The 11,471-nt window shown below is 63.3% G+C and carries 9 protein-coding genes; 1 reads left to right on the top strand and 8 read right to left on the bottom strand.

Going from position 1 to position 11,471, the window contains the following annotated elements:
* The first annotated feature begins 86 nt into the window (after window positions 1–86).
* Window positions 87–1,508 carry a lipopolysaccharide biosynthesis protein gene (locus QYC26_RS16190; protein WP_317513254.1) on the top strand — a complete coding sequence of 474 codons (1,422 nt, stop codon included), beginning with the start codon at window positions 87–89 and terminating at the stop codon, window positions 1,506–1,508.
* 65 nt (window positions 1,509–1,573) lie between these two features.
* Here QYC26_RS16190 and QYC26_RS16185 read toward each other — a convergent pair whose 3' ends face one another.
* The 8 genes from QYC26_RS16185 to QYC26_RS16150 all read right to left on the bottom strand — a co-directional run bounded on the left by QYC26_RS16185 (window position 1,574) and on the right by QYC26_RS16150 (window position 11,379).
* Complete coding sequence (locus tag QYC26_RS16185; RefSeq protein ID WP_317513253.1) at window positions 1,574–3,943, bottom strand: GumC family protein; 2,370 nt, start codon at window positions 3,941–3,943, stop codon at window positions 1,574–1,576.
* 258 nt (window positions 3,944–4,201) lie between these two features.
* A complete protein-coding gene (locus QYC26_RS16180; protein ID WP_317513252.1) occupies window positions 4,202–4,882 on the bottom strand; it encodes a response regulator transcription factor in 681 nt (226 codons plus the stop codon).
* 311 nt (window positions 4,883–5,193) lie between these two features.
* Entirely contained in the window at window positions 5,194–5,889 is a 696-nt protein-coding gene (locus tag QYC26_RS16175; RefSeq protein ID WP_317513251.1) for an HAD family hydrolase, read from the bottom strand.
* The gene (locus tag QYC26_RS16170) at window positions 5,886–6,887 is read right to left on the bottom strand and encodes an ATP-grasp domain-containing protein (protein ID WP_317513250.1); all 1,002 of its coding nucleotides are present in this window, start codon (window positions 6,885–6,887) and stop codon (window positions 5,886–5,888) included. The genes QYC26_RS16175 and QYC26_RS16170 overlap by 4 nt, the downstream gene beginning before the upstream one ends.
* The gene (locus QYC26_RS16165; RefSeq protein ID WP_317513249.1) at window positions 6,884–7,567 is read right to left on the bottom strand and encodes a PIG-L deacetylase family protein; all 684 of its coding nucleotides are present in this window, start codon (window positions 7,565–7,567) and stop codon (window positions 6,884–6,886) included. Before QYC26_RS16165 ends, QYC26_RS16170 begins: the two co-directional genes overlap by 4 nt.
* Window positions 7,564–8,484, bottom strand: coding sequence for a methionyl-tRNA formyltransferase (locus tag QYC26_RS16160; protein WP_317513248.1), 921 nt, complete (start codon window positions 8,482–8,484; stop codon window positions 7,564–7,566). The genes QYC26_RS16165 and QYC26_RS16160 overlap by 4 nt, the downstream gene beginning before the upstream one ends.
* Window positions 8,456–10,207, bottom strand: coding sequence for a sugar transferase (locus tag QYC26_RS16155; RefSeq protein WP_317513247.1), 1,752 nt, complete (start codon window positions 10,205–10,207; stop codon window positions 8,456–8,458). Before QYC26_RS16155 ends, QYC26_RS16160 begins: the two co-directional genes overlap by 29 nt.
* Window positions 10,204–11,379, bottom strand: coding sequence for a glycosyltransferase (locus QYC26_RS16150; RefSeq protein WP_317513246.1), 1,176 nt, complete (start codon window positions 11,377–11,379; stop codon window positions 10,204–10,206). Before QYC26_RS16150 ends, QYC26_RS16155 begins: the two co-directional genes overlap by 4 nt.
* Window positions 11,380–11,471: the final 92 nt, after the last annotated feature.

The following is an 11,471-nucleotide window of genomic DNA, read 5'->3' as shown; positions in this document are numbered from 1 at the left end:
TTTTCCAAGGGCTGGACCACTATGCTGCCCATGGCTGTGGGATCTGCATTACCAAATTCCCTGCACCAGCTACGGGCGCATCGGATATGACAAAGATCAGGGGGCGTGCGCGCGCCTTGCGCAAGGCGGTTACGGCCGAATCCTTTCGCCGCCGCTATGCCAATGTCGGCCATCTTCTTTCGGGCAATGCCGCCACGCTTGTCATCGGGCTGTTTGCCGTCGCACTCACGGCGCGTGCGCTGGGGCCGCATGAATACGGCATATTAGCGTTGGTGATCAGCGGCGCGCAGGCGATCGATTCCTTCGTCAACTTCCAGACGTGGCAACCGCTTATCCGCTACGGCGCCGATCTTGATGACGAGGCGCACCGTGACGAGTTGATGGCGCTGTTCAAATATGGGCTGCTGCTCGACATGGCGGCCGCCATTACGGGATGGATGATCGCGCTTGGCGTTACCGCGATTGCAGGGTTTTTGCTGGGGTGGGAGCCGGCGGTTTACGCCACGGTGCTGACGTACAGCCTGGTCCTGCTGTTTCGCGTCAACGGTACGCCCGTCGCGATCCTGCGGCTGGCCGGAAAATTCCGGGCGACGGCCTATCTGCAGGTTTTGGGCGTAGGCGCCCGCCTGATCGGCTGCGCGATCGCCTTTGCGATGGGCGGCGGGGTCTTTGCATTTGCCGTCATCTGGATGACGACGCAGATTTTGAGCCAGTTGCTGCTTGCCTTCGCCGCCTGGCGCGAATTGCGCAGCCGTGGGCTCCATCGGCTCGACAAGGCGTCGCTGAAAGGCATTCGCGCACGCTTTCCGGGGATATGGGGCTTTACCTGGTCTGCCAATTTCTCGCTCACCCTATGGTCGAGCGCGCAGCAACTGGATGTGTTGCTGGTCGGCGCGCTGACCGACCCGGCATCGGCCGGGCTTTACCACATTGCCAAACGGATCGGACGCGCAGTGCAGCAGGCGGGCGCGCAGGTACAGGCTGTCGCCTATCCCGAGATCGCCCGGCTGTGGCAGGCCGGCGCGATCCGTGCGTTCCGCAATGTCGTGCTGCAGACCGAAATGCTGCTTGCCAGCGCCGGGCTGGCGCTTTTCTGCGCAACGCTGCTGGTGGCCAAGCCGGTCATATTGCTGGTGGCGGGCAAGGCCTTTGCGGGCGCGGCCCCGCTGCTTGTGGTGCAGATGGTGGCGGTAACGCTTGTGCTGAGCGGATCGATCGCGCGCGTGGCGCTGCTGTCCATGGGGCGCGAGCGCCAGATTTTCGGGCTGGTCGTCCTTTCCATCGCGCTGTTCTTCGCGACAGCGGCGCTGCTCATCCCCCGTATAGGGCCGATGGGGGCCAATATCGCGCATATCGTACTGGGCAGCGTCTGGTTGCTGGGCCTTTCCATCCTGCTGAAGAGCGGGCTTGCGCAGGCGCGGCGTGAGGATGAACGTGCCGCGTCTTCCTGTGAGCAGAGCCCTGCCGCCGATCGCTGCGCCGATACGCTCCGGCACGATGCGGCCTGACCTGCCCTGAAAACAAAAAAGGGCCGGCCGCGCCTTTGCGCGACCGGCCCGCGATCAACCAGCCTTCAGGCGTCGGCGGGTGCCGTACGCCCAAGCGCCCGGTAAAAGATGCGGCCAATGGGCTTGGGCATCTTGCCGTCTTCGGGATATTGGCCCGCATATTGCGCGTAATAATGGATGGCATCGCCATAATTGCGGCGGGCATGCTCGGCATAATCAACCCGGTTGAGCACCGCGCCCATCATCTTGTCGCCGAAAAGCTCGACCGCGACGCGCGCGGCATCGGGATGGGTTGAACCCCAACGCAACACCATCAGCGCGCCATCAGCATAGCCCGCCAAAATCTTGGCATCGCGCACCGGCAGGATGGGCGGCGCGTTGAGCACGACCAGATCGAAACGCTCCCGCAACTGCGCAATCAGCTTGGCAAGGCGCGGCGACGAAATCAGCGCGCCCGGATCCTGCGCGGCCTCGTGCGCATTGATACGGACAAAGGAAGCGTGGTCGCCATCGGCAATATCGGCCTCTGCGCCGATCAGTTGATCGAGCCGCGCGCGATCATTGAGATAGGCGACGATATCGGCGTGGCCCGCAGCGTGCGACGTCCCTTCCTCACCGATCAGTGCATCGTATACTGCGGGTTTGCGCAGATCGACATCAAGCATGACCGCCGAATGCCCCAGCGTGGTGGCGGCGGCGGCGAGACTGTTGGCGACCGTCGACTTACCCTCATTGGCAAGCGGGGACGTGACGACCACCACCTTCGAGCCCGGCTGATCGAACTGCGCGAGCAGCTCGATATAGAGATTTCGAACGGACTCCGCGAATACCGAGCGCGGTTCATGCTGAATAATCTCGTGCGGCTGGCGGAAGGCCAGTTGATCCGACACGTCGGGGATCATCGCAAGCGTGGGGAGGCCAAGCAGGCGATCGACCTGATCGGCCGTGCGCACCCGGTTGTCGAGATTTTCGACAACAAAGGCGAGGATCGCGGCCAGCGCAAGCGCCCCGATGAACGCGATCACCAGCGTCCGCTTCACTTCGGGATAGGCGGGGCTGTCGGGGATCGGCGCGCGTGAGACGATCCGTGCATCGGGCTTGTCGTTTGCGCCGCGCCCGCCGACTTCCTTGAGCTGTGCCATGAGCGACACATAGAGCGCGTTGCTCGTTTCCGCCTCGCGTTCGAGTTCACGCAGCCCAACCGACGCCGCGACTTCATGGCTATTGGCGCTGCGCAGCGCGCCGAGTTCGGAGGCGAGCGTGCCGACGCTTGCGCCGACCGCGCCGCTGGCGATTGCGGCTTCGCGCCCGACCGCCGCCTGCGCGCGCCCGGTTTCGGCGGCGATGCGCTTCTGAACATCGTCCAGCTGCGCCTTGGCGTTGACCATGTCCGGATGGCCGGGGCCGTAGAAGCTCGACAATTCGGCCATGCGCTTGCCGAGCAGTGCCTCCTGGCCCTTCAACTCGCTGAGCAGCGGCGACGAAGCGAGCAACGCGGCCGATCCGCTCATCCCGCTGGCGCGCGCGGAACTTTGCGCACTGGCGGCACGCGCCTCAGCGAGCGCGCCGGACAGGCGCGCATACATGGCGGTGTTCATCTCTTCGGAGCGCGAGGCGAACAAATTATTCGAACGGCGATAATCGATCACCGCTTGATCCGCGAGGTTCACGCGTTCACGCAATTGCTCAACCCGCTGGCGGAGGCCGGAAACCTGCGCCTTATAGGCATCGCCCTGCTCGACCACCTGACCCTTGATATAGGTTTCGGCCAGCCGGTTTGCGAGCAGCGAAGCCTTATAGGGGTTTTGCGATTCCGCCGTGATGCTTACCAGATGGGACTTCTGCACTCGTTCGACCGTGATCCGATCCATCAGCCGCGAAGTGACGGCTTCCATCTCGGCCTGATCGCTCGCCTGCTGAATATCCTTCGCGCTCATCCCACCGGTATATTCGGGGTCGCCGCTATTCTTGTCGGGCCGCACCAGCGCAATCAGGCGCCGTACGATCCCGGGATTTTCATCGCGGCCCACAGCGAATTCGGGATCCTCGGCCAGCCGCATGTTACGCGCGATACGCCGGGCCAGCGCCCGCGATTGCAGCAATTCCATCCGCGTCGCGATCCGGAGCTCTTCATCGGGTTTCGCGACGACCGGGGTGCCCGACTGCGCGACCGGATCGCTGGTGGGTTCGACCAGCATCACCGCAGACGATTTGTAGACGGGCGTCGCCATCATCAGCGCGAGGATGGTGAGCGCCATCACCACCGCAATGGTCGCCAGCACCAGCCGCCCGCGCCGCTTCAAGATCCGCATCAGTTCGACAAGGCCGATATAGGCGGCGCCCGGAGGAGTGTGCGGTGGCGGTGGCGCTTCGCGGGGAATGGGTTGCCCCACAAGTCCCCGTCCATCGAACTGCTTCAGTGCGCGGCTTGCCATAACGCCCCCTTGGCTGTTGTCGTGACACAATGAATCCCTGCGGCAACTCCACGCCGCGCGCCCGATAAGGAGGCCTTCATTCTATTGTTCCGGGGAAGTTCATGGCCAGTGAGCATCGTGATAACGCCCAAGGGATAGCGCACACTTCCTTTGCGCCGCGCCTACCCCCACCGATGCGAAATCATGCGCTTTGGACAAAGGAAAGGGTGGCCCCTGTTCGGGACCACCCTTTCGCGCATATCCGAACCGGATCAGCCGTCAGTGACAGGCAGCCGAAGCGGGTTCCTGATCGTTGAGCCCCCGGAGCACCGCCCAGATAGCCGCCTGGGTGCGATTGAGAACGTGCAGCTTGCGCAGGATCGCCTTGATATGAACCTTCACCGTCGCCTCGGTGATATCCAGACGGCGGGCGATGATCTTGTTCGCTTCACCATGTACAAGGCATTGCAATATCTCGATTTCGCGATCGGACAAATTGGCCGCAGCACGGCTGCTTTCCCAATCGCCACTATGCGGCCGCCAGCGGAGATTGGCGAGCGAGTCAACGATCTGCGTGGGCACCACCTTTTCACCCAGCGCGACCAGTTCGAGCGCGCCGGCGAGCGGTTCGCACGAAATCGCCTTGACGAGATAGCCATGCGCACCGGCATCGAAAGCGCGCGCAATGGTATCGAGACGATAATCGTCCGCCATCAGAACGACGCGACCATCCGGGAACCGCTCTCGCAAGCGCCGGCAGGCATCGAGTCCATCGCTGTCGGAAGCGGAATCGACGATGAAGAGGCAATGCTCTTCATCCTGACTGTTTTCTTCCCCCAATTCATCGGGATCGGGAACCACTGCACGCACATGAAAGGATTGTTCGGTAAGAATTCTGCGAAGTCCTTCGCGTACGATTTCGTTTCGCCCCAGGATGGAAACCTGAATATTCTCGCGCATAATATTTCCTCCAGTTGCGCCGCCCGTTGGCGCCATTCGGATCACGCGACCATTAGAATTATAATTCCCACGACCATGACTAACGGCCTACATCAAAAATATACTATACTTTAGACACAAGTATTTTCGTTTTTATTTTAAAAAAATAATCTATGAACACTTGTGTAAGTTATCTGATAATTACGGCCAGAACCGGAATTTTCAGCAGGTTGAACAAATGCCGCCCAGTTCCTGTGACAAGGTCAACATTTTGTTAACCCGATTTTTATAACTCGGGCGTGGTTCTGACGCGAATGGAAATTTTACGTATACTAGCCGAGTGAGTGAAAATGGCGCTCTTCCAGCGCATCGAGGCTGACAACCGAACGATCGGCCCCTTCCCCCGATGGCATATCCTCGTTGGCCCTGACGCGTTCGGGACGCAGCAATTCCACGGTATTCCAGCCCAAACGACGCGGCGCGATGAAATCCTTGGTCGCATTATCAGCCACATAGGTGATCGCGTGTGACGGCAGTCCGTGCATTGCCTGCACGCATTCAAAGGCGCGCGCATGGGGCTTCCAATATACCCGCCCCCAAATATCGGTGCAGATCAGCGGCCAGAGCCCCATTTCCGAGAGGCCCAGCGCCCTGAGCTTGCGCGTCTGCGCCGCCAGAAAACCGTCGGTAATGAGCGCATAGCGCGTGCCTTCAGGCGGATGCGTGCCGAGCAGCCGCGCGGCGTCGGGGGCGAGATGGATATCGGGATGGTGGTGTCGATAGACCGAAACGAGCTGGCGAATGAGCGCCCCGTTGGCCCGGATATCCATCTCTTCGAGTACCGCGTCGAAGATGTCGTTGCGGCGGCCCATGCAAAACTGCCTCCAGGCGAGATCGGCGAAGGGGTTTGGGCCGATGCTGTCTTCGAGCCAGCGCCCGACCGCGCGAAAGCCGCTTTGCGCATAATCCCGCTCGAGATAGAGCGTGTCGTCGAGATCGAAGACGATGAGCCGGCGCGTCCTGTTCATGGCGTTACAAAGAATGCGGCGTCATAGCGAAGCATCAGCACCCCCTCTTGCCACCCATTATTCGCGCTTGCCGTGCGCCCCGAGACTTCCTCGAGCAACCAGCGGGTGAAATGGCCGCCAGCGCGGTGCGCCAGCGGATAGCCGCCACCGAACCGCGCATTGATTTCAAACACCGATGCCGAGCCATCGGCCCGCACCATAGCCTGGAAACACAAGGCTCCGCGCGGAGACGGCAAGGCCCGCGCTAGTTTTTCGGCGATTTCCTCGAGCGCGGGCACATGGCAGGTGATGCCCTTTTCGACCTCGCCGCTGCGGATCTGAAGTCGCTCATGCGGGATGGCGCAGCGCATATGACCACACCGATCGAAATAGAGATTGACGGTGTGCTCCCGCCCTTCGAGAAACTCCTGAACGACAAAGTCCTCGTCAGTGGGAAGATGTCGGACGGCATCGAGATCGACGACACGCTGGACTGCACGGCCGGAACTTCCATGGCTCGGCTTGGCGAGCAGCGGCCACGCCCAACCTTCGGGCTCATCCAGAATATCCTGAGGTGTTGCCGAACGCGGCGCTGAAACATCGACGGCGGCGAGGAACCGGGCCGTTTCCAGCTTGTCGCGCGCGATGGCCACAAGTGCCGGCGCGCTGACTGACACATATGTGCCGATTTCGGCAAAGCGCTGATCCGCGTCAGCCAACGGTTGCAATTCGGGATCTATAGTAGGCACCAGCAGCGCGACGCCGTGCGTGCGGCAAATATCCAGAAGCGCCTCGACATAGCTAGGATCTGACGCCGGGGGCACGGCAAAGCGGAGATCCGCCTCATGACAGGCCGAGCTCATCGCGACATTGCAATCGCAAGCGAGGATTTCGAGCGGCAGGCCCAATTCCGCCGCCGAATTGCGGAAGCTGTTGAGCAGCCCGACTCGGCGGCCGGCCGAGGTGATCATCATCCGAAGCGGCAGATCGCTCCGCTGACACAGCATTTCAGGTTTCATAACACCTCCCTCACCAGCACGAACGCTTCGGCGGCGTGCCGACACACCGTTGCCCCGCGCAAACGTGCCAGCGCCTCGACCGCCTCGGGCGAGCGCTCATGCGGGAAGGGCTGGACCTGCGACCGGAAGAGACGAAAGGCATCGAGCTTTGCCGCGAGAAAATCGCTAATATCGACAAAGATATTGGGCGCGAAAGCAGGCGACAGATAAGGCGCGTTCCAGTTGGTTTCGGACAGCGTCTCATAGGCGTAGATCGCAGCGGGACTATCCGTCCCGCGCGGCCGCGCGGCGACGAGCGACGACAGGAACACCAGTTGATGATCGAGATGGACGTCGCCGACAAAGGGAATGAAGAGCAGTTGTGGACGGAGCGCGGCGACCAGCGCGCCAAGCGCCTGGTTCATGGCGGCATGCGGCTCCCCATCGAGCCGCGCCGCCGGGAAATCGAGCCAATGGGTTTCCGCTACCCCCAGCCGGGCATGGGCGGCCCCAGCCTCCGCCTCGACGGCAGCCACGCGCTCTGCGCCGAAATCGGCAACGCGCCCCTTTGTTGCGATGACGACATCGACACGTACGCCCTGCGCCGCCAGCCGGGCGATCGTGCCGCCGCAGCCTAACACCTCGTCATCGGGATGCGGGGCCACGACCATGGCGCGGTCAATCCCCTCCCAACCGGTCATCGCACCCCTCCCTGCCCCAATATGCGGTGAAGTGCGGGCGGACGGCCACTTTCGCTCTGCCAGTCGCTGACCCATATGCCCCGTCCGTCGCCGCAGCAAACGCCGAACCCATGCTCGGTCCGGAGCAGCACCTGCCCCGGAAGCGCGCCGGGATGGCGGCTGCAATCCCAGAGATCGGCCTGCCACAGGACGAGCTTGCCCACCGAGGTATGGGTGAACGCCCCGGGATAGGGTTTTCCAACGGCACGGATCAGCCGCCAGATATCCTCGGCCCCGCGCCGCCAGTCTATGCGGCCATCCTCCGCCGTACGCCGCGCGGCCCAGCTGGCGTAGCGATCATCCTGAGGGGTTCGCGGTGCGCAGCCTTTCGCGATCGACGGCAGATTTTCATCAAGCAGGTCACGAAGCGCTACAATATGGCGATCATAAAGCGTGGCCGCTGTCTCGTCGGGCGCGACATGCAGAAAGCGCTGGGCGAGGATCGGCCCGGAATCGAGCCCGCCATCAACCCAGAAGAGCGTGGACGCGGTGATCGTATGGCCCAGCAGGATCGTCCACGGAAGCACCGCCCGCCCACGCAATTGCGGGAGCGGCGCGGGATGATAGCCGATGACATTGCCCAAGGCCGCGTCGAGGAACGGCGCCTTGCAGATCTGGGACCAGCCGATCACGAACACCATGTCAGGCACAGCCTCGCGCACCGCAGCAACGACATCGGGCGCATTGCTGTCCGCCGCCTCGATCATGCGCGCGCCGGCTGCGGCAGCGAACGGTTCCAGATCGACGAAATCGGAATGGCGCGCGGCGAGTGTGCGCGGCAGCGTGATCAGCGCATCGACCTGCCAGTCGGGTGCGGCGGCCAACGCCTCCAGCGCGACGCGCGTGCTTTCAACTGCCCCGACGATGATGGCCCGCATAGGCCCTCCGCACCTCGGGTTGGTTGATCCGCTCGCCGTGCAGGACGACGCCGATGGTGCGCGCGATGATCGAAATATCGGTGCGCAGCGACGCATGATCGACATACCAGAGATCGAGCGCCAGCTTGTCCTCGTCGCTAAGCAGCGTGTTGCCGTTCACTTGCGCCCAGCCGGTGAGCCCCGGCCGCATCACGGCACGCTGAGCGATCGACTCTGTGCCTCCGGGGGCCCAGCCCGGAAGCAGCGGCCGCGGGCCGATCAGGCTCATATCGCCTTTCAGGATGTTCCAGAGTTCGGGCAGTTCATCGAGCCGAGAGCGGCGGAGGAACCGCCCAAAACCCGTGATGCGAGCATCATCGGGCAGCAACTGGCCGGTGCGATCGCGCGCGTCGGTCATCGTGCGGAACTTGACGAGGCGGAAGGCGCGCCCGCCCTGCCCGCCGCGCACCTGCGCGAAAAGGACGGGACGTCCCATCGATAGCGACACGAATAGCGCGAGGAGCGCGATGAAGGGCAGGAGAAGAATGCCCGCGACGACGGATACGGCGATATCGACGGCACGGCGGATCGGTGCGCGCCTTGGCTGGACGGGATCGGGCGGATCGCCCGGGCGAAGCCGCATCGCACCAAGCAGGATTGCGTTGACCTTTTCGACCGCGAAAGTTTCGACGGCAAAATCATGGGAGCGCGCCCCCATGGTGGCAGCGAGCATCGGTTCCCGCGCGAAACACAGCATCGCTTCGGCCAGCGCGGTGCTGTTTCGCGGGGGGACAAGGAAGCCGTTTTCGCCCCCGATCACGGTTTCGCGGCAGCCCGGCGTGTCGGTGGTGATGATCGCCCGGCCGGTTGCCATCGCCTCGAGTATCGTCCGGGGCAGCCCTTCACGGTAATAGGTCGGCAGGACGAACACCGAGGCCGCAGCCAGATGCGGCGCGACATTGCGGGTTTCGCCAAGATAATCGACCACGCCTTCCTCTGCCCAGCGGCGGAGTTCGTCTTCCCCCACGCAATCCGGATTGGCATCGCGCGGGCCCAATATCAGGAAGCGGCATTCGGGATGCTGGCGGCGAACCTGACGCGCGGCATCAACGAACTCGCCCAGCCCCTTGCCGCGCAGCAGCCGCGCGACGAGGAGGAAGACTGGTGCCCCCAAGGGCAAGTCGCGGCGCGGGAAACGGGAGAGATCGACGCCCGATCCGGGAACCTGGATCACCCGGTGATGCGGCCGGAGGATGCCGAGCGCGCGCATTTCACCCGCATCATCGCCGTTGAAGACGAAGACAGCCGAGGCATGGGCAATGGCCACACGGTACAGGCGCGACAATATGGTGCGGACGAGCCAGCTGCCCTCCCCCTCACTGAAGACATGGCCGAGCCCGCTGACCATCGCAAAGAAGCGCATTTTTCCGACGATGCGCGTGGCAAGGCCAGCATAGACGATCGGCTTTTGCGTATAGGCGAGAACGATATCGGGCCGCTCTGCCCGAAAGAGGCCGACGAGCGCGCGCAGCGTCGCGAGATCGGCGATCGGGTTCGTCCCCGCCCGGTCCATCGGGATCTGGCGGAAGGAAATGCCCCTTTCGGCGAGAGCGGCGATGATCTCCGCATCCTGATCGGGGGCGCAGGCGATGACATCGTGCCCGGCGGCCACCATTTCACCAAGCAGGGCGCCGCGAAAGTTGATGAGCGAATAGGCCAGGCTGGCGACGACGACGATCTTCATGCCACCACCTCCGGCTGCCCGCGAACGCCGGACACGGTCCCCCGTCGCCGATCAATCATCGCATCGTAGAGCCGCGAATAGCTTGCCGAGACCTCGGGCATCGAGAAGCGCTCGATCACCCGGGCGCGCCCCTTCATGCCAAGCGCCTTGCGACCGCTATCGCCCAGCATGGCCAGTTCGATGAGCGCGCGGGTGAGTGCAGGGACATCGCGCGGCGGGACGATGCGCCCCGCGCTGCCGACGATCCAGCCGCTGTCCCCGACATCGGTGGCGATGCAGGGCACGCCGCTCGCCATCGCTTCCCCGAGGATGTTGGGAAACCCTTCCCCCCAGGCCGATGGCAGCACCAGCATGTCTAGCCCGGAAAGCCAGTCTGCCACATCACCGCGCTGGCCGATCAGCGTGACGCGATCAGGCGGGAGCGCGGCGGCGACATTGTCGCGCAGATATTCCATCCCCTTGCCGACGATTAGCAGATGAAGGTCGAGCCCACCGCGTCGCGCGCGTTCCACCGCCGAAATCAATGTTTCGGGATCCTTCATCGGGTGCGCGCGCGCGACCATGCCGACGACCATCGATTTTTCGGCGACCCCGAATTCTTCCCTGAGCAGCGCGCGCGCATCGGCGCCGGGCCGGAAGCGGCGGCAATCAAACCCGTTGGGGAGCACCAGCGCACGCGCATCGGAATAGCCGAAATCAGCATATTGGGTGCGCGACGCCTGCGCATTGTAAAGGATCGCATCGGGGCGGTTCGAAAGCTTCGCGCAGCATCGCAGGACGATTCTGGTAAGCCGTTTTTCATGCGCGATGTCGCTGAGCGAATGACGCACATTCCAGATGAGCGCGGGCCGGGGGCGCACCGCCTGCGCGGCGAGCGTGGCCGCCAGATGGCCATGATGCATCCAGCCCATGATCGCATCGGGGCGGATCGCCCGCGCGATGCGAACCAGCCGCCCGAGTGCCGCGAGCGAGAGCTGACCTTCGCCCATATCCAGCGAATGAACGGGGACGCCGGTGGCACCGATGCGTTCGGCCATCGGACCCGGCGCCATCAGCGAAAGCACTTCCTGCGTGACGCCATTGCGCGTGTAGGCCGGCTGCTCCAGCAGCTTGGCCAGCATCGTTTCAGCACCCCCGACATTGAGCGCGGTGATGACGTGCAGCAGCTTCATCGAGCCCCCTGAGCCATGGACATTTTCGGGCGATTACGACGCCGTGCCATCGGCTATCCATGCCGAGAAACGGCCTGAAACAGCCGGTTGCC

Source organism: Sphingomonas sp. C3-2 (assembly GCF_033025475.1).
In the GTDB taxonomy this organism is placed as follows: domain Bacteria; phylum Pseudomonadota; class Alphaproteobacteria; order Sphingomonadales; family Sphingomonadaceae; genus Sphingobium_A.
The sequence above is the reverse complement of the archived record's forward strand: the minus strand, read 5'-3'. Positions and strand labels throughout refer to the sequence as shown.